This window comes from Arthrobacter sp. B1I2, from assembly GCF_030816485.1.
Classification (GTDB): Bacteria; Actinomycetota; Actinomycetes; order Actinomycetales; family Micrococcaceae; genus Arthrobacter.
In genome coordinates this window covers 227,038-247,221 of record NZ_JAUSYC010000002.1, presented here as the reverse complement: position 1 = coordinate 247,221, position 20,184 = coordinate 227,038, and the positions used below count along the sequence as shown (strand labels likewise).

The following is a 20,184-nucleotide window of genomic DNA, read 5'->3' as shown; positions in this document are numbered from 1 at the left end:
TTATCCCGTAGCGTCATTGCTGTTGTCCATTTGTTTGCGGACCAGAAGCCACGCAAGGAAGGCAGGGACTAATCCACTGCCCAGGGGAATCAACGTCGGCAGGCGGAGGGCAAGAAGCAGCCAGGTGCTCAAGACAACCACGCACCCGGCAAGGGGCAGTGGGCTAGCCAGTACCAAGGCCCGGGTCGATCCCATCAGTTCCGGGCGGGTGGCGTCATCCTTAGCAACCATAGACGCTGCCAGCAACGCCACGTACGCCGCGGCCCCGATGCCGCAAATAGGGATGATCACGCACAGGGCCAGCAGGCCGGGAGCTCCTGGTGTTGCCAGCCAGAAGAGTATGGAGAAGACGGCTGCTGCCATGGCTACCGGCACGGCCAAACCCAGGTATCCAATACGCGGCCAGGCCCACGAAAACTCCCGGAAAAAGGAGCGGGCCACTCCGGGGCGTTCCTCGATGACGGTTTTGCGCAGCGCCCGCTGCAAGGCGATGGCTGCAGGAACCATGGTGAAAAGTGGAAGACTGACGAGCAGGAACAGGACCTGCAGCAGGAGGGTGTCCCCGACAGTTTCCAAGCCAGCCATGACTGCTGCACTTCGGGGCCTGCGCCTTTGCTGTTCCATAACTTCCATTCACTGTCTGCAGCATCGTTGCTGGGGGAGCGGAGCCGTTTCCCGTCTCATCATCCTATGAATCTACGGCTGTGACTTGCGCCTCTGATATCGATATCATACACTCATTGCAGCGCCATCCAACGCCGGGTGGCTACATCAGGAGGATTTGATATGGCACGTCGACGTGCAGGATTTCTCGCGCTGGCAGTCGCCGGCACCCTTGCCCTTGGAGCCTGTGGCTCTGGCGGTACATCTACTGCCCCCGCTTCCAATCCCGCGGAAGTAACAGGGACTCTCCGGGTACTGGTTCCCAGCTACCCAGCCAGCAACGAAGGTAAAGCCGAGCTCGAAAAGGTAGTGGCATCCTTCAAGACGAAGTACCCGCAGGTAACTGTCGAACCTGACTTTGCCACTTTCGACACCCTCAACCAGAAGATCTCCACCTCCATTGCTGGAGGCCAGGGATACGACGTGCTGGTAACCGGAATCGGCTGGGTGCCTCCGTTTGCCGCCAAGAACGTTTTTGAAGACCTCTCAACGTTTGGCGCCACCGCTGAATCGCTCGGAGAATCGACGAATCCGGCCCTCGTTCCGGCCTCGGAATACAAGGGCAAGGTCTATGCCGTTCCGTTGATCGCCGGGCCCAAGCCTTTGGCACTGCGGAAATCGCTCTTCGAGAAGGCAGGGCTTGATCCGTCGAAGCCGCCGACAACCATGGCCGAAATCAAGACCGCTGCCGAGAAGCTCACCGTCAAGGATGGCGCAGGGAACATCACCCAGGCAGGCTTTGACTTCTGGGCCGCACCGGGCGGGTACCGTCAGGACTTCGTCGCTCTGCTCGGTTCATTGGGCAAGCCCCTCTACAACACCGACGGTGGGGCTGAATTCGCCGGTTCCGAGGGCGTTCAGACCCTTGAATGGATGAAGTCTATGGTGAATAACGTGCAGAAGTACGGTGCACAGAACGCGGCAAAGTCCCCGCTGGTCAACACGGGCGAAGCTGCCATGGGCTTCACCGGCGGATACATTGACTGCTCGGACAAGGGCGTAGGCCAGGCCGTCTGTGACGACCTCGTCTACTTCAACCTCGAGGACAAGGAAGGCTCCATGTTCACCGGCGGGCAGCTTGCCTCCGTCGGTAAGAGCAGCAAGCTCAAGGCAGCGGCCTGGGATTTCATCCAGGAGCTCAGCAAGCCGGAAGCTGAAGCGGGCATTGCTACCCTGAACTTCGCCGTCCCGGCAGGCAAGGACGCCGCGGACTCGGCTGTCGTGAAGTCCAACCCGGCGAGCACGTTCGTAGCCGCGAACCTGGCCGACGCCAAGTTTGAGGGCGGAGCTGCCAACTGGCTCGATCTTCGGGGAACGTTCGGAACAAGCCTTGATGACGCCCTGCTCGGCAAGAAAACTGCAGAGGAAACGCTCAAGGCCCTGGAGCAGCAATCAAAGTGAGCACTCTTAAGGACACCAAACCAGCGGTGCGCGCGGCGGGGGCGGCTAACACCCGCGCCGCGCGCCCTGCGGGGCGGAAGTCACGACTCACCCGTCAGCAGTCCCGCGCTGGCTGGTTGTTCCTGGCACCAGCCCTGCTGCATTCAACATTCTTTCTCGCCGTACCAGCCCTCGCGGCAATCTTCCTGAGTTTCACGAACTACGATTTCTCCGGCGCCTGGCAGATGATCGGCACTGAGAACTACGTGGAGCTGTTCCAGGACACCCGGTTCCAAGCGGCGTTCCGCAACACCATCCTCTACACTCTCGCCGTGGTTCCCCTGTCCATGGGGTTGGCTTTGATCATCGCGTTGGGCCTGAACCAAAAGATCCGCGGTCTGGGGTTCTTCAGGACGGTCTATTACCTGCCCGTCGTGACCGCAACCGTGGCTGTCGCCTCGGTGTGGCTGTGGATTTACCACCCGGGCGCAGGCCTTGCCAACGCTGTTGGTAGCCTCTTCGGACTCACGCGGTCCGAGTGGTTGAATGACCCCGCCACAGCCCTGCCCGCCTTGATCGCCGTCGGCGTGTGGCAAGGACTTGGTGCCAAGATGATCGTCTATCTGGCCGCCCTGCAGGGCGTGTCCAAGGAACTGCTGGAGGCCGCAAACCTGGATGGCGCCAATCGCTGGCAGGTTTTCCGGAACGTGATCTGGCCGGCTTTGGGACCCGCCCATTACTTCGTGTTGATCACCGCCATCGTGCAGACCTTCCAGGTCTTCGACCTCGTCTTCGTTATGACCAAGGGTGGTCCGGTCAATTCCACGACCGTGCTGACCTTCGACATCTACAACAACGCCTTCGAAGGCCTCCGGCTGGGCTATGCCTCGGCCGAAACGGTCATCATGCTCATACTCGTCGCTGCCTTCATCTACCTGGGTGGTCGTTCGCAAAGGAAGAACCAGGATGGTTAAGACGAAACTAACCCCGGGGCGCGTGGTCCTCTACGTTGTGCTCTCACTGGGCAGTTTGCTCATGGTCGGCCCGTTCATCTGGATGATCCTCACCGCGCTCAAATCAACCGGCGAGGTCGGAACGTTCACCTGGCTGCCCAGAGAGTTCCACTGGTCCAACTTTGTGGAGGCAATGGACGCAGCACCGTTCCTCCGGTACTTCTGGAACAGCCTGGTGCTCACGGTCGGGCAGACAGCCCTGACCCTGGTCTTTTGCACCATGGCCGGATATGCCCTGGCAAAAGCTCCGATCCGCGGCGCGAAGGGAATCCTGAACTATTTCATCGCCCTGATGATGGTTCCCTTCCAGATCATTCTGGTGCCGATGTTCCTCCTGGTGAAGTCCATCCCGCTCTTCGGTGGAAACGACATCCTTGGGATGGGCGGGACTGGCTGGCTCAACACCTGGTGGGCGCTGATCATCCCTTTGGCGATCGCACCGCTCTACACCTTCCTGGCGCGCCAGTTCTACGTCACGCTTCCTTCCGAGCTGGCGGATGCGGCGCGTGTGGACGGCCTCGGCGAATTCGGGATCTTCTTCCGCATCATGACGCCCCTGGTGAAACCCGCTCTGGTCACCATCGGCGTCTTCCAGATAGAAGCGGCGTGGAACAGCTTCCTGTGGCCCCTCATCGTCACCAACTCCGATGAGCTCCGGCCCCTGCAGGTAGGGCTTGCGATCTTCTCGCAGGATCCGCTCAACGTGCAGTGGCCCTACCTCATGGCCGGCGCCACGCTTGCCACGCTGCCCATGATCATCCTGTTCATCTTTGCCCAGAAGCGCTTCGTAGAGGGCATGGCCAGCGCAGGCCTCAAGGGCTGACCCTTCCAAACAAGAGGAACAACATGATCACGCCGTCAGCCTCAACGCTGGGCGCACCCGGGATACCCCTGGACGTCGTCCTCGCCTGGCTGCAACAACACCGCATCCCGGGCATTGAACTGCGGCTCGCTGCAGGGGAAATCGCCGACCCACACATGGGAACACAGGCCCGGGACGACCTCCGGCACCAGATTGAAGCAGCAGAAGTGCAGGTAACCGCCATCGCGAGCTACGTGAAGGTGGCGGCTCCCGGGCCCGATGAAGCCGTCCTCGCCGAGCTCACCCAGGCAATCGCCTTCGCCAGGGACCTCGGGGCACCGATGGTCCGCGTATTCCCCGGAGCAGATACCGGACCTGCCGCCTTCACCGACGTCCCGCCCCTGGTGGAATCCCGTGAAGAGGTGGATGGACGGGCGGCAAGCAGGCTCAGTGCCGTCACCTCATACGCCACGGACCTCGGCGTCCTGCCGGTGCTGGAGACTCACGATTCGCATCCCTCAGGCAAGGACATCGCCGGGATCCTCCACCGCGTGGATGGACCAGTGGGGGTGGTATGGGATGTACTGCATCCTTGGCGTGTCGGCGAACAGCTGGAAGAGACGTGGAAAACCCTCGCGCCCTGGCTGTCGGCCGGTCACGGCTGCGTCCAGATCAAGGACGCCGACATGCCGGCCAGCAGCACACCGCTGCCCATCGGCAAGGGTTCCTTGCCTACCGAGGAGTTTGGCCAGCTGCTGGTTCGCCACGGTTACTGCGGCCCGGTCACCCTCGAGTGGGAAAAAGCCTGGTATCCGCAGGCGGCTCCACTGGACGCCGCACTCGGGTCCGTCCGGACATGGCTCGACAGACATTGGGATGAGGACATCAATTGAATGCAGCACTGCACAGCACCGCCGTGCCAAAAACGCCTCGGTTCAGGCCCAAAGTTGCCTTGGCGATGCAGGACGCTGACCTGCGGGACGCCCTGTTTTCCAAACGTCTCCGCAGCCGGCTCGAGTCAATCTGCGATTGCGACTTCAGCTTGGTCATTCAGGACTTTGAAACGACTCCCGATGAGGCCCTTGAAGACGTTGATGTTCTCCTCACCGGCTGGTTTTCGCCCCGAATCGACGCAACGGTTCTTGCCCGAATGCCCCGCCTCCGGCTCATCGCCCATGCAGGTGGAAGCGTCAAGGGCCATGTCATGCCTGAATGCTGGGAACGCGGTGTCACAGTGACAACGGCTGCCGAGGCAAATGCCTTGCCGGTTGCCGAATTCACCCTTGGCCTCATCCTCCTGGCGGGAAAGTCAACGATCGCTGCCAGCCACCTCTACACGCAGCGCCAAACCAAAATTGACCGGGAGCTGGAATTTCCGGACACCGGCAACTACGAGCGGGCCATCGGGATCGTGGGAGCGTCCACCATCGGAAGGCTGGTCCTCGAACGTCTCCGGCCTTTTGATTTCGATGTCACCGTGTACGACCCCACCATCAGCGACGCCGAAGCACTGCGGCTGGGCGCCCGCCGGGTAAGCCTGGATGAACTCATGAGCTGCAGCGACATCGTGTCCCTGCATGCGCCGGTTCTGCCAGAAACCCTTAACATGATCGGCCCTGCCCAGCTTGCCGCTATGAAGGACGGCTCGACACTGATCAACACCGCCCGGGGGGAACTTGTGGACCACAACGCACTGACCGGTGAGTTGGAATCAGGCCGGCTGAATGCTTTCCTGGACGTCACCAGCCCGGAACCCTTGCCCGCGGGCCATCCGTTGTACACCCTTCCCAACGTACTTCTGACACCCCATATAGCCGGTTCGATGGGCACCGAACTGCACCGGCTGGCGGCCTACGCAATCGACGAAATCGAACGCTACGCCGCAGCGGCACCCCAGCGGTTCCCTGTCGGCCTGAGCGACCTGATGAGGATGGCATAACGATGGAAAGCAGCTTCATTTCATGGTCAAACGGCACCCTGCACTTGGCGCTTCGTGCCGGCAAGGAAAGCCCTGTCGGCATCGCCTATCTGCACCCGGCCGAGGCCGCCTCGTCACCGCTGGCGTCCGGCCCTGCCCTGGTGGAAATCCTCACCGTAGAGGAGGGAAGAGCCAGAACCAGCCAACGGTACGCCGAATCCACCGTCGGTGCACGCCTCAGGTACGTCAGCCACACCGCCGCATCGGAGGGCAGCTGGAACATCCTCACAGTGCTCCAGCGCGACACGGAAACCGGACTGGAAGCAGAGACTGTCCTCCGCGCGGCCAACGGCGCAAGCACCGTACAGGCCGTGACGACCGTCCGCAACAACGGACGCAAACCCGTCGCGCTTCAGGCCGTCACCACCCTGGCCCTCCCACTCCTGGCCGGACACCGGGCCGCCGAGGCCACAACTTTGCAGCTCGCCTCGGCCACCTCCCAGTGGCTGGGCGAAAACCAATGGACCCTGGAGGACCTGCGCGGGTCCCTGCCTGACCTGAACCTGGGCCTTCACGAACAGGACCAGCGCGGGCATCTGCTTCGCGCCTCGACCTCATCCTGGTCCACCGGGGGGCCTTTGCCCACCGCGGCCCTGGTTGACGCCGACGACCAGTGGTGCTGGATGTGGCAGGTCGAACACAACGGGGGATGGGCCTGGGAACTGAGTGAGACCCGCGACGCCCTCGACCTTGCCCTGCTCGGCCCCACAGATGATCAACACAACTGGCTCCATTCCTTGGAGCCCGGCGACCAATTCACTACCGTCCCAGCCGCCCTGGCGGTCAGCCGGGACGGCTTGCATGGGGCGGTTGCCCAGATGACCGCACACCGCCGGGCCTTGCGGGGCCACATTTTTTCGGACCGGCCGCCCGTGATTTACAACGACTTCATGAACACCCTGATGGGGGATCCGAGCACCGGCAAACTCCTCCCGCTGGTCACAGCCGCTGCTGAAGCCGGTGCGGACATCTTCTGCATCGACGCAGGCTGGTACGACGACACAACCGATTGGTGGGACGCGGTAGGGGAATGGCAACCCTCAACTGCACGGTTCCCCAACGGACTGTCCGAGGTCACCGACGCCATCAGCTCCGCAGGCATGGGGGTCGGGCTCTGGCTTGAGCCGGAAGTGGTGGGCGTCCGAAGCGCCATGGCCGCCTCCCTCCCCGAAGAAGCCTTCCTTCAGCGCCGAGGTGTCCGGGTAGTAGAACACGGCCGGTACCACCTCGACTTCCGCCACCCCGCAGCAAGAGCCCACCTTGATGAGACGGTGGACCGGCTCGTGGCCGACTTCAACACGGTGTATTTCAAGCTCGACTACAACATCACCGCCGGTACCGGAACTGACCTCGGCGCCGGCTCCTCCGGCGCGGGCCTGCTCGGACATAACCGGGCCTACCTTGACTGGCTGGACGCCATCAAAGCCCGCCATCCCCACGTCACTATCGAAAACTGCGCCTCCGGTGCGATGCGCCAGGACTACGCACTCCTGGCACGCCTTGACCTTCAGTCGACCTCGGACCAGCAGGACCCGCTGCTGTATCCGCCCATCGCCGCGAACGCCTTCCTCAGCGTCCTCCCCGAGCAGGCAGCCAACTGGGCCTACCCACAACCCGGAATGGACGATGAGGAAATACGGTTCACCATGGCAACGGGGATGCTCGGCCGGATGTGCCTCTCGGGCTTCCTCGACAAAATGACAACCGGCCAGCTGGCGTTAGTCCGCGAAGCCGTCTCCGTGCACAAGGAAATACTGCCGGAGATCCAAGCGTCCACGGCGTTCTATCCGTCAGGAATACCCCGGTGGAATGACCAGTGGTTATCCGTGGGACTCCGGGCTTCCGAAAGGGACCTGGTGACGGTCTGGCAGCGCGATCATGCACAGAACGAACTGACCCTGCACCTGCCCCGGTGGGCCGGACAGGAAGTCACCATCAACTGGCTGGGATCCGGCCAAGGCTTCGAGACGAAGTGGGACCCATCCGGGTACTTATTCCTAACCGCCACCACGCCCATTGGACGTCTCTCCGCAAGGACCTTCACCGTACAGGCCGCATAGGGCCCACCCCCTCGGTCACGCCTGAGCGGATAAAACCCAATGAGTGACGACTTCCTCCCACCGCTTACCCCTCTGAGCATGCGGTTCCTGATTTTGAGAAGAGCTATGTACACACTGAACAACAGCATCAGGGATTACGCATGGGGATCAAAGACCCTCATCGCCGATTTCCTTGGCCATCCACCGTCAGGCGCCCCGGAGGCGGAGATGTGGATCGGCGCCCATCCAGGTGCGCCGTCAGAGGCAATACTGGACCGCGGTCATATACGGCTGGATAAGTTGATAGAAGCTGATCCGGAAGGCCTGCTGGGGCCGGACAGCCACGCGGCCTTCGGGAGCACATTGCCGTTCCTGATGAAGGTGCTGGCCGCTGAATCTCCACTCTCGCTGCAGGTGCACCCGACCCGGGAACAGGCCGCAGCCGGGTTCGCAGCCGAAGAGGCCCTCGGCCTCCCGAAAGAAGCCCAAACACGCAACTACAAGGACCCCAACCACAAGCCCGAAATGATTCTGGCCCTCACGGACTTCGAGGCCTTGTGCGGGTTCCGCCCCGCATCGGAGACCAAAGCGATTTTCGACGCGCTCGTGACCCTGTTCAGGGAGACAGGGGCCGAAATCCCCGAGGTCCTGCAGGAGGCCACCTCCACGCTTGCCGGCGCCGACGACCCATCTGCTATCCGACAAACCTTCACCGGACTGATCAGGGGCGGCGATGAAGTCTCCTGCGCGGTTGACGCCGTGGCGGCGCTGCTGGGCTCGACGATTCCCGAGGGTCCGTATACCGCGGCTTTGAAAACGGCACTGGACCTTAGTGAAGCGTATCCAAGGGACCCGGGGGTTTTGATATCCCTGATGTTGAACAGGGTTTCCCTTCGCCCAGGCGAAGCGGTCTACCTGCCCGCCGGGAATATTCACGCCTATCTACACGGCTTGGGCATCGAAGTCATGGCTTCCTCCGATAACGTGCTGCGCGGCGGACTAACCGCCAAGCACATTGACGTTGACGAACTGTTGAGAACAGTTGACTTCACGCCCCTGCCCGTTCCAAGACTCGCCGCGGCTTCTCCCGCAGAAGGACAGCGGATCTGGCAGCCTCCCTTCGACGAGTTCCAATTGCAGCGGATCGAACTGGAGCCCGGAGCCCCAAACATCGATCTTCCAGCAGGGCTTCCGGCGCTTGTCCTAGTGGCCTCCGGCAGTGGAGTGCTAGAGACCAGCCTGCAGACATTGGAGCTGGGGAAAGGCGACAGCGCCTTTGCCGGAGCCCATGAAAGCCCTGTTAGGTTGCGGGCAGGCAGCACGGAACCACTGGTTGCCTTCGTCGCCACCACAGGGATCCAGGAAGCGATGCCCCATCGACGGCCCGCCCACCCTATGACCAAAGCCGTAACGACACCTCAGGCATGACATGACCAACTCAGCGAACTCCCTATCCACCACCGATGGGATGATCCCTACGGCCAGCGGCGCAACGGGCGCCTTGATCGGCCTGGATATCGGAGGGACCAAGACTCACGGCGTACGGTTCGAAAATGGTGTGCCTGTCGCCGACAGTATCGCCGGCAGTGCCAACGTCCAGAACGTCAGCCGGGAAGCTGCCCACGCACACCTCGCAGAGCTTTTCGCGGACATTGGCTACGGAAACGTTGAACAGGTATACGCCGGCGCCGGCGGAATCGACACGGACGCCGATGCCGAAGCCCTAAAAGCCCTCATTGCCCCCTTCGCGCCGAAAGCGCTGACCACCGTCGTCCACGACTCCCGACTGCTGCTCGCAGCAGGCTGTGTCAGCAGCGGAGTTGCCGTCATCGCCGGGACAGGGTCAGCGGCCTGGGGACGTAATCCACGCGGAGTCGAGGCACGGGCAGGGGGATGGGGATACCTGCTGGGAGACGAGGGAAGCGGATACTGGCTCGGCCGGGAAGCCGTCCGCCACAGCCTGCGCAGAATGAACCAAGGCTACGAAGCGGATGCCCTCACCCAGAGTCTCTTAGCCGCGTGCGATCTGGATCATCCCAATCAACTGATCGCCCTGTTCCATTCGGCGGGCACAGGACGCCGGTACTGGGCACAGCAGGCACGTCTGATAGTAGACGCCGCTGACGCCGGACACCTTCCCAGCCAGAAGATGCTTGACCGTGCCGGACAGGATCTCGCTGACATGACAACGCAAACACTGTTCCAACTGGGCATCACCGGACCAGTCGTTCTGGGCGGAGGCCTTGGCATGCACGTACCAAGGCTCCAATCAGCCTTCCGTGAAGCCCTGGCCAAGGACGGAATAACCGATGTCCGCCCAGTTACTCAAGCCCCTGTCTTCGGTGTCACCCAACTCGTCGCCGAACACCTGGCGCGGTTGGCCTAGCAACACCGTCATTTCCCACTCCCCAACCACTGTTAAATTGAGTCCGCCGCGTTGAAGCGGCATGGAGGTCCTATGCAATCCGTTCACGTCACCGCAACAGAAACATTCCCGGTCGCCCCCTCGACGGGTGTTCTTTCGCCATTGCCCTTGCCGACCGTATCGCTGTCGGGCGGCTTTTGGGGGGAACGCCAAGAACTGAACCGTGCCGCCATCATTCCCCATGGCATCTCCTGGGTCACCCGGCTTGACTGGTTGGGCAACCTGGAGAAAGCGGCTGGGAAGGAAAAGTACGAGCACCGAGGACGGGAATTCGCCGACTCGGAAATTTATAAGCTGATCGAAGCCATGTCCTGGGAACATGCCCGCTCCGGCGCAACCGAACTGGACGAGGTCCTGGACGCGTTCATCGATAAGCTGGCCGAAGCCCAGGACCCTGACGGCTACCTCCACACATTGTTTGGCAGGCCCTGGCAGCAGCCCCGCTACTCGGATTTCAAGTGGGGCCATGAACTGTACTGCTTCGGCCATCTTATTCAGGCCGCAGTAGCCAACCACCGTGCCACCGGGGCGACAAAACTGCTGGACGTGGCCCGAAAACTGGCCGACCACGTCTGCACCATGTTCGGCCCCGATGGGCTGGATAAAGTGTGCGGGCACGCTGAAATCGAGGTCGCCCTCGTGGAGCTGTTCCGGGTCACGGACGAACAGCGCTACCTGGACCAGGCCAAAACCTTCATCGAGCGCCGAGGTACCGGAACGCTGCCCCTGTTTGAATTCGGCCAGGCCTATTGGCAGGACGACATGCCCGTCCGCGCGGCCACCGTCCTGCGAGGCCATGCCGTCCGTGCCCTGTACCTCGCGGCCGGAGCCGTCGACGTAGCCGTTGAAACCAACGACACCGAACTCCTCGATGCCCTGAAGCTCCAGTGGAAAAACACCGTCGCCGCCCGCACCTACATCACGGGCGGGATGGGCTCGCACCACATGGACGAGGCGTACGGGGAAGACTTCGTGCTCCCGCCGGACCGCTCGTACTGCGAAACATGCGCAGGCGTCGCCTCCATCATGTTTAGCTGGCGCCTGCTGCTGGCAACCGGCGACCCGCAATATGCGGACCTGATCGAGCGGACCCTGTTCAACATCGTGGCAACTTCCCCCTCCGCCGACGGCAAGTCCTTTTTCTACGCCAACACCCTGCACCAGCGCTCCACGGCGGGGGAAGCACCACTGAACGAGGACGGCGTCTGTATCCGCGGAGGCTCCAGCGGCCGTGAAGCATGGTTCGAAGTGTCCTGCTGCCCGCCCAACGTCGCCCGGACCCTGGCAAGCCTCAGCTCCTACGTCGCAACCACTGACACTGCCGGTGTGCAAATCCACCAGTACGCGGCAGGACGCATCCGCGCCGAACTGGGCCCCGGCACCCTGGTCCTGGATGTGGACACCGACTACCCAACGACCGGTAGCATCAAGATCACCGTGGTCGAAGCGCCAGATTCGCCCGTCAGCATCAGCCTGCGGGTTCCCGGCTGGGCAACGGGAGCGACGATGGACGCCGGCGAAGGCGCGCAGCCCTCCGCTCCGGGCACAGCCACAATCACCCAAGCTTTCCTGCCAGGGCAGGACATCACTCTGAACCTGCCTATGAAGCCCAGGTTCTCCTGGCCCGATGACCGCATCGACGCTGTCCGCGGCTGCGTGGCCATCGAACGCGGCCCCGAGGTCTTCGCCCTGGAATCCGTCGACCTCCCCTCCGATTGGGAACTGTCGGACGCACAAATCGACACGACGGCAGGCATCGGCGAAAAGGACGGCACCGTCACCGTACAACTGGCGTCACTGCAGCGGGAGACATCAAACCGCTCATGGCCCTTCGCAGGCGAGTATCACACGCCTGCTGGAGCCACGTGCGGGGTGGCACTGGTCCCTTACCATTCCTGGGCCGAACGCGGCAGCTCGACCATGCGGATATGGATCCCGGTACACACCCCGGGAACTGCTTACTAACCCTTAAGGCAGGCCGGTGTGACTTGAACAACACACCGGCCTGCTTTACGGTAGTTGATGATATCGATTTCACCGGGGTTTCTTCTTAGATGCGGCAGGGCCGCGTCCCCCAATTCAGCAAGGTTCGTCTCCAACCAAGGCGTCAGGAACTATGTCCAACATCGAAACGACCTCCTTGGCTGATCCGGCGCATACGCAGGATCAGCAGACCGGGCCAGGTCCACAGCGCGAGGCTCGTGGCCCCGCCAGGAATAAGAGCACGTTCAGGGCGCGGCTTCGCACCGACTGGCCTCTGCTGCTGCTCGCCGCGCCGGGCATCCTGCTGATCCTGGCTTTCCATTACGTGCCGCTCCTCGGGAACGTCACCGCCTTCAAGGACTACCAGCCGTTCATTGGCATCTGGGACAGCCCGTGGGTGGGATTCGAGAACTTCAAGGTTCTCTTCAACGGCGACGCGGCGTTCATGAGGGCATTGGGTAACACGCTCATCATCCTGTTGCTTCAGGTAGTGCTGGTTTTCCCCGCACCTATCGCCCTGGCTCTGCTCCTGAACAGCCTCATATCCAATCGGGTCAAGCAATGGGTCCAGAGCATCCTCTACCTGCCGCACTTCATGTCTTGGGTCATCGTCGTGGCCATATTCCAGCAGATGCTCGGCGGGGGCGGATTACTGAATTCCATGCTCCGCTCGGCGGACATGGCCACAGTATCGATCATCGGCAACCCGGACCTCTTCAAGGCCCTGATCACATCCCAGGTGATCTGGAAGGACACCGGGTGGGCCACTATCCTCTTCCTGGCGGCGCTGGCTGGAATCGACCAGTCCCTGCACGAAGCCGCCGCAGTGGACGGGGCCTCTCCCAGGCGGCGGATCTGGCACGTCACCCTTCCCGGTCTGCGCGGCCTGATCATCCTGTTGCTGATCCTCCGTCTGGGCGATGCACTCACTGTCGGATTCGAGCAGATCATCCTCCAACAGCAACACGTCGGGCTGGAAGTTTCGGAGGTGCTGGATACCTACGTCTTCAACAACGGCGTCATCGGTGGCGCGTGGGGTGTCAGCACCGCAGTAGGACTGGTCAAGGGAATCGTCGGCCTGGCCCTGGTCCTCGGAGCCAACAAAATCGCGCACATGTTCGGCGAAAGGGGCGTATACCAATCATGACCATTTCCACTCTCAGCAAGCGCAAGACCTCGGCACGGGCGCGGCGCCTTGCCGGTACCGAGCGTCCGATGTGGATGGGCAGGCCCAGCCCGGCCGTGCAAGCCCTGAAGGCTATTGTCCTGACCGCCGCATGCGTGCTGGTGATTCTGCCTTTTGTCGCGGTGATTTCCACAAGCCTGTCCGATGAGGAGACGGTCCGGCAGGCCGGCGGGTTCGTCCTGTGGACTACCGAGCCAACTTTTGCCGCGTACCAGCAAATATTCTCCGGCGGGGTTGTCACCCGCTCAGTGCTGGTCAGCACCGGCGTGACCCTGGTCGGCACACTCATCAGCATCGTAACGACCGTGGCCCTCGCATACGGGTTGGCCCGGCCCAAGACCTTGGGCGCGAAACCGCTGCTGATGACGGTCCTCTTTACCCTTCTCTTCGCTCCGGGACTGATTCCGTCCTACCTGATGGTGAAAGAACTCGGGCTGATTGATTCCTACTGGGCACTGATCCTTCCGGTCTGCGTCAACGCCTTCAATGTGATCGTCGTGCGGTCCTTTTTTATGGACATCCCACAGGAACTTATCGACAGCGCACGGATTGACGGCGCTTCGGAGTTCACCATCCTTAACAAGATCATTCTGCCGTTGTCCCGTGCTGTGATCGCCGTGGTCTCCCTCTTCTATGCGGTGGGCTACTGGAATGCCTTCTTCAACGCCGTCCTCTACCTCAACGACAACTCCAAATGGCCTCTACAGCTCGTTCTGCGCACCTTCGTAGTCCAGGGCCAGACCTACCAGCAGTCCTTGGACGGCTCCATACCGCCTCCACAGGCAGCCCTGCAGATGGCAATCCTTGTGGTCTCCATCGTGCCCATCCTGATCGTTTACCCCTTCCTGCAAAAACACTTCGCCAAAGGCATGCTCACCGGAGCAGTCAAGGGCTGACCCCCGCTACGAAGCCCGCATCACTTTTCAAAGGAGAAATGACATGACCGTACTCAAACCATCCCGACGGGGATTCCTCAGCGCAGCCGTCCTGCTGGGAGGAGCAGTTGGAACCGGGCTTCTCTCCGGCTGCGGTGGTGGTTCCTCCACCGGAAACACTGCCGCCAACACCAAAGTAGCCCTCCCGGCATACATTCCCTCTTCCCTGGTTGAGGCGGATCTGCCCGGCAAGGGCGCAGCGATCCAGGCCGGATTTTTCAAGTACCCCCTGGATGATCTGAAGAGGACCGTGGACGCGGCGCCGGGCAACGGCACTAGCCTCAGCTTTCTCACCCTGACCTTTGGGGCGGTCGGAACCGCGAAAGAGCAGAACAAATACTGGCAATTCATGAACAAGGAGCTGAACGCGGACCTGGACGTCCAGACCACTCTGGCTGACTCGTACCTGCAGAAAGTCCAGACCGTTGTCGCCGGCGGCCAAATACCCGACATGGTCACCTTCGGCAGTAACTATCCGATCCCGCAGACGCCTGCCCTGCTGAAATCCAAATTCACCGAGATCACATCGCACGTTTCGGGCGATGCCATCAAGGACTACCCGAACCTGGCCAACATTCCCACCGAGGCGTGGCAGGCAACTGTTTTCAACGGTGGCATCTACGGTGTTCCGTGCCCGCGGCCCACCGGTGGTGCTCCCATTCTTGCCTACACAGACAGCTTCGCAGCGGCAGGTGTAACGACAGCACCCCACGACCTCGAGGAGCTCCGTGAGGCTCTGAAAGCCGTGACTGACCCCGGAAAGTCTCTCTGGGGAGTGTCAAATCCCTTCTCCGCCGCGTATTACGGGCGCCTGGGCAACGGGTCTCCAAACAACTGGCGGGAAGAGGGCGGGAAGTTCACCCACGAGATCGAAACCGAACAGTTCGAAGCGGCGTTGGCATGGGCCGCCCAGGTCAAACAGGACGGATCGATACATCCCGACGGGATCACCGTGGAGGACGGCAACCGGCTCTTTGCCGCCCGCAACGTGGCCACCACTCTTGGCAGCGCCACCGGCTGGCCCGGCGTGTACGCTGCAGCGGTCAAAGCGGGCACCAAGGTTGCGCCCTGGGTGGCCCCGGCCGCTAAAGGAAAGTCAGCCGTACTTCACGCCGGCAGCCCGTACGGGTTTTTCACCGCATTCGCAAAGACCGACGACGCCGAGCGCATCAAAGAAATGCTTCGAATCGCCAACTACATGGCTTCACCGTTCGGCAGCCAGGAACACCTCAACGTCACCTACGGCGTCAAGGACCTCCACTGGACCGACAAAAACGGTGTTATCACCCCCACGGATCTGGCAAAGGCCGAAAAAGGCATCAGCTTCAGCTACCTCAGTAATGCACCCATACCGCAGTTCAACCCCGGCTTCGAGGACGGCACCAAGCTCATCCACGAATTCCAGACCAAGACTGAACCCATGCTGATCAATGACCCCAGCCTTGTCCTCTTCTCCGACACCTGGAGCAACAAGAAAGCACAGCTGAACACGCTGATCACTACCGCCATCAATGACGTGGTGCTGGGCCGCAAGCCCGTGACGGCGATCAAATCCGAACTGGTCCCGGCATGGAAGGCAGCCGGGGGAGACCAGGCACGCAAGGAATTCGAGGAAGCCCTGGCCGCAGGATAGACCCTTTATTTCAGGTTATGTCCGGCCCGCGGGAACGGTCTCGGTGAAGGCCATTCCCGCACGCCCGGCCACCATTCGGCGACTCGGGCCAGCACCTATCAGTCCAAACCGCACTATCAGTCCCGAAAGGACCCCATGTCATCCGCCATCGGCCTGAATGCCCAAGCGCAGGACACCGGACGAGCCCACCCCGACTACTGGCTCGATTTCGTGGACTTCGGCCGCGAAGAATCCGAGGCCGAGCACGCGCTCAACAGTGAGGCGAGCATCGTCATCACGGATGACATGGGTGTTGAGACCCCGGCGCTCCCCACGGGTGCTGACACGATACTCATCGGACAGCCCGGTGAGCCAGGCAGGATAGTACTGCCCCTTCAACCGGCGGCGACCAGGCTCGCAGACCTGCGCTTCACCGTGAAGGTCGACCCGCTCCAGCAGAACTACCTTACGGTCAAGTTCTGGGGCGAGGACTCATCGGCCTACAAGACCTTGATCCTTGTTAACGGCGAGCAGGCAGCTTACCGAACCGTCGGGGACTACGAACCAATCAACGTCGGAACACGGGGCGGTCTGCCCGGCCGGTTCTTCCATTCGACCGCCGCGCTTCCGCTGGCTTCAACCACCGGGCAGCAGGTCGTCGAAATCACTCTCAGGACATACGTCCTGTCTTACCGGACCCTCGCGGGAGAGACCGGATTTGAAAAGGCCACCAATATTTCACGGCGGTTTTTCTCCGCCGGTACACACACCGTCGCTGCGCTGTCCCCCTCAACCCTGCTGGCCGGACCGCACTCCTCAGCAGACGATGCACCGCAGCCCTCCTACGTCAAGCCAAAACGAGCGCCGCTTGAGCAGGAAACCGCCATGGTCCGCGGTTTCCGCCGGTGGCAAAAGGATCACTTCAACGCGCTGGAAGCCCGCTTTGATCGGGGTGAGCCGCTGGCCATCAGCAGGTACGACGACGACCTTCGCTTTTACGCCGAAGCGCTCCTGCTGGAATGGTCGCCCGCCACAACCAAGGAGCATAAACGGCAGGGGCTGCGGCGCATCTTTGCAACCATCGACCACTACACCCGTGAGTACTACGGAAACGTCCTCCTGCTCGGAACGGGGGGACACCAATCAGACTGGGGCGGCTACTACGCGGCCCTCGGCGAGGCGCTGTACATCGTCGAGAACCTGATTGCTGACAAGGATGTGTACGGTTCCGGAGAGTTCGAATCTTTTCTGGCGGAGCCATTTTCCACCGGCAGCACAGAGGGCAGAACCTCACTTGCGGACACCGGCTGGGACGGCGGCCCGCTGACCCGGAAGGCGGCATGGGAACGCGTCCTGAAAGCAAACTTTGACTTCGCCCGCTCCCGGCTCAGCTACATCTACAACCAGGTGATGTACACCTACGAAGGTGCCTGGAAAGCGCACGAAGGACTTCGCGTCATCGGCTCGCCCTTCTACCAGGGGAAGGAACGCAGCCACCGCATCGTCCGCGAGTTCCTGGGGACAGCGCCGTTCCTCGGCGAGGAAGTCCTGATCGGACCCGACGGCCGCGAACTCGAGGTGCATCACTCGCTTTTTCATCACGACGGCAACGCCGAATACACCGAAGACTACGCCCAGATCATCATGAAGGGCCTGGCCCAAAGCAAACTCACCGGCGACGGCAATCAGGTCCGCAGGATGCCGTACGGGCCGCACTACTACGGACTGACCCTGGCCGGGCTTACCCGTGAAAACGGCTACGTCGGAGTGTACGGCGAATCAACAAACTACTTCCCCTGCTGGTTCTTTCGGACTCTCGGACACGCAGGCGACGAAGAACTGAACGACGACATCCTGAAAGTGGCCTTGAAGAACCTGCACGCGCGGGGATTCACCCGGTATCAGGGACAAACAGCGGCCGGACAGCGGGCCATGTTCATGCAGCAGGTGGTCGATGACCGGAACAGCGACTACCCGGGCCGCCCGGCCTACGGCACCGACGAGGAATCCGGCGCCGCCCTGCGCTACGCGGCGCTGGAAGAATTCATGGCACGGAACCCGGACCGGTACTCCGCGCCGGAATGGGAAGAGTACCGCGAGTATGCAAGGGAAGCGACCGGTTACGCCCAACAGCAGTTGCTGGACGCGCAATTCTTTGACTCATTCCAGCGGCGCTGGCTCGACCGTAAGCTCAAATACGATCTCCGGGTCCAGGAAACCTTCCACTACCTCACCGGAGGCAGGGAAGCCGTTATCGGGTCTGCCGGTGCCGGCCGCATCCTGCCCCACGCGCATCTGGACGCCTTCTCGGCGCAGGAGTTGAAGGAACTCGGCGTCGAAGCGGGCTGGGACAACACATCCTTCGCGTGGGTCGACATCGACAATTTGCTGGTTTCTGTGCGTGACGGCGACACCCATCTCTTTGCAAACCTGCTGGAGCGAAACACTGGAGTGTCGGGCGCAAGCAGGGCCCACCTGCAGTACGGAAGTACCGAACAGCTCCTCCATTTCCAGGCCGACGTCGACATGACCAACAGCTACGTGGCGATCCGGGGCACAACCCGTGAGGAATACCGGCAAAAGGCCCTGGACGAAGTTATAGAAGGCCGGCCTTTCGCCCTTACGGGGGAACTCCTTCCCGTGGCCGCGCAGCCCGGTGTCGGGGAGATCAGGCGTGACAACTTCGTCGAGGACAACCCCTATTCGGCCTATCCTGAGCTTGCCACCGCCTGTCTGGGTGAGTACTTCATTGCGATCAACACCACCCGGACCAGCTATGGAAACAGGCGCTCCGTTGCTGTCACGTTGCCCTTTGACCACGACCACGCTGGCATTCAGGATCTGGTCAGCGGGGCGTGGCTTCCCGTGGCGGATGGGCAACTGACGCTGGAGCCGTTGTCCGCTGTCGTCTTCAAAACAGGAATGTCGCCATGCGGCACGCTGATCGCGCCTGCCCGCGTCCCGGCGGTCATCGCCACGCCCGGGCACGGGAAAGTCGGCTTGAGCTGGAAGCCAGTTGCAGGAGCGACAAGCTACACCGTTGCAAAGACGGAGGCACACTCCGAACCGGAAATTGTGGCCGAAGGAATCCGGGGTACGTCGGCAGTTCTTGACGCCGACGACCAGACCCCGGCCGACTATACCGTCACCGCAAACGGCACCGCTGGAACTGGGCTGCCTTCCCGGCCGGTGCGGTGTTCGGCCCTGCCGAGCACCGGGGGCTCAGGCCTTCAGCCGGCCCTGATAGGGCGGGGGACTGCTGCCTTGATCGGAGCCTCGACAGACAGGTATGAGTTCAGGGGAGTGCAGGCGGCCGGTTTTGCCGGTGGCGATGACGCGAACCTTTATCTGCGCGAAGGAGCCGACGCTGTGGCGGCCGCAACGGCTCTGGCAGAAGGATCGTTCCAGGTCACGGCCCGTCTAACCGATGGTGCACCCGCGGCAGGGGTGTGGCTGCGGGAGAACCTGACAGGGCGTGCCCGCTACGTGTTCTTCGGACTCGATCACGGCTCCCTGGTGCTGCGCACACGCACCCTGGATAGCCGCGAAGACTTCGGCGCGGGAAACCCTGGCGATGACGCAGGCGGGGGGCAGACGCGAAGCCCCTACACCTGGCAGGTCCGCGGCCTGCCGGTTCCGGCCCGGCCATGGCTCCGGCTGCAGCGCGACGCTGAGGGCCACCAAATCACCGCACTTATTTCTGCTGATGGCAGTTTGTGGCAGCGGGTCGCTCGGGACACCGTGCCGATGGCGGAAGTCGTGCACGCCGGCGTGTGTGTAGCCGGTGAGGCCGTGTTTGAGGCCGTGGGCATCTCGACCCTTCCGCGTGGCATCCCGGTGCTGACAGCTGCGTATGGGGAATCGACCGTTCAGTTGGCCTGGAACAAGCCCAAGGCGGTTACCGTCTTCGATATTTATCGTGTTGATGAGGATGGCCTGTCACTGGCTGGCGAGAATTTGTGGCAGACCTCCGTTGTCTTGCCCGCACCCTCAAGGCCTTGCAGGTACAAGGTTGTGGGTAAAGGGCCCGGTGGCCGGACGGTCGGTAGCCGTGAGCTCCTGCTGGGAATCCCGGACGGCTCAGACTTAGGCGAACGCCAAGGGACGTGATCTTCTCGGAATGCCGGAAGGCCGGTGGAGATGGCTGATAATGCCATTTCCACCGGCC

General features: G+C 61.9%; 14 protein-coding genes. 13 read left to right on the top strand and 1 reads right to left on the bottom strand.

What is annotated here, in order from left to right:
• Positions 1-585: a DUF624 domain-containing protein gene (locus tag QFZ57_RS21015; RefSeq protein WP_306901847.1), complete on the bottom strand. Its 585-nt coding sequence runs from the start codon at positions 583-585 to the stop codon at positions 1-3.
• A 201-nt stretch (positions 586-786) separates the two neighbouring features.
• Between QFZ57_RS21015 and QFZ57_RS21010 the strand changes: the two genes are divergently transcribed.
• The 13 genes from QFZ57_RS21010 to QFZ57_RS20950 all read left to right on the top strand — a co-directional run bounded on the left by QFZ57_RS21010 (position 787) and on the right by QFZ57_RS20950 (position 20,126).
• Complete coding sequence (locus tag QFZ57_RS21010) at positions 787-2,064, top strand: extracellular solute-binding protein (protein ID WP_306901846.1); 1,278 nt, start codon at positions 787-789, stop codon at positions 2,062-2,064.
• Positions 2,061-3,017, top strand: a complete 957-nt coding sequence (locus QFZ57_RS21005) for a carbohydrate ABC transporter permease (RefSeq protein WP_306901845.1) — start codon at positions 2,061-2,063, stop codon at positions 3,015-3,017. The genes QFZ57_RS21010 and QFZ57_RS21005 overlap by 4 nt, the downstream gene beginning before the upstream one ends.
• Positions 3,010-3,879 (top strand): carbohydrate ABC transporter permease, encoded by an 870-nt coding sequence (locus QFZ57_RS21000; protein WP_306901844.1) that lies wholly within the window; start codon positions 3,010-3,012, stop codon positions 3,877-3,879. The genes QFZ57_RS21005 and QFZ57_RS21000 overlap by 8 nt, the downstream gene beginning before the upstream one ends.
• 23 nt (positions 3,880-3,902) lie before the next feature.
• Positions 3,903-4,751, top strand: a complete 849-nt coding sequence (locus tag QFZ57_RS20995; RefSeq protein ID WP_306901843.1) for a sugar phosphate isomerase/epimerase family protein — start codon at positions 3,903-3,905, stop codon at positions 4,749-4,751.
• Between the two features lie 65 nt (positions 4,752-4,816).
• Positions 4,817-5,797, top strand: a complete 981-nt coding sequence (locus QFZ57_RS20990; RefSeq protein WP_306901842.1) for a hydroxyacid dehydrogenase — start codon at positions 4,817-4,819, stop codon at positions 5,795-5,797.
• 2 nt (positions 5,798-5,799) lie between these two features.
• Positions 5,800-7,896 (top strand): glycoside hydrolase family 36 protein, encoded by a 2,097-nt coding sequence (locus QFZ57_RS20985; protein WP_306901841.1) that lies wholly within the window; start codon positions 5,800-5,802, stop codon positions 7,894-7,896.
• Between the two features lie 105 nt (positions 7,897-8,001).
• Positions 8,002-9,303 (top strand): mannose-6-phosphate isomerase, class I, encoded by a 1,302-nt coding sequence (gene manA / locus QFZ57_RS20980; protein ID WP_306901840.1) that lies wholly within the window; start codon positions 8,002-8,004, stop codon positions 9,301-9,303.
• Position 9,304: 1 nt separating this feature from the next.
• A complete protein-coding gene (locus QFZ57_RS20975) occupies positions 9,305-10,261 on the top strand; it encodes an N-acetylglucosamine kinase (RefSeq protein WP_306901839.1) in 957 nt (318 codons plus the stop codon).
• Positions 10,262-10,333: 72 nt separating this feature from the next.
• Entirely contained in the window at positions 10,334-12,265 is a 1,932-nt protein-coding gene (locus tag QFZ57_RS20970; protein ID WP_306901838.1) for a glycoside hydrolase family 127 protein, read from the top strand.
• A gap of 151 nt (positions 12,266-12,416) precedes the next feature.
• Entirely contained in the window at positions 12,417-13,430 is a 1,014-nt protein-coding gene (locus tag QFZ57_RS20965; protein ID WP_306901837.1) for an ABC transporter permease, read from the top strand.
• The gene (locus QFZ57_RS20960; protein ID WP_306901836.1) at positions 13,427-14,365 is read left to right on the top strand and encodes a carbohydrate ABC transporter permease; all 939 of its coding nucleotides are present in this window, start codon (positions 13,427-13,429) and stop codon (positions 14,363-14,365) included. The genes QFZ57_RS20965 and QFZ57_RS20960 overlap by 4 nt, the downstream gene beginning before the upstream one ends.
• 43 nt (positions 14,366-14,408) lie before the next feature.
• Positions 14,409-16,037 carry a hypothetical protein gene (locus QFZ57_RS20955; RefSeq protein ID WP_306901835.1) on the top strand — a complete coding sequence of 543 codons (1,629 nt, stop codon included), beginning with the start codon at positions 14,409-14,411 and terminating at the stop codon, positions 16,035-16,037.
• 135 nt (positions 16,038-16,172) lie between these two features.
• Positions 16,173-20,126, top strand: a complete 3,954-nt coding sequence (locus tag QFZ57_RS20950) for a hypothetical protein (protein ID WP_306901834.1) — start codon at positions 16,173-16,175, stop codon at positions 20,124-20,126.
• Positions 20,127-20,184: the final 58 nt, after the last annotated feature.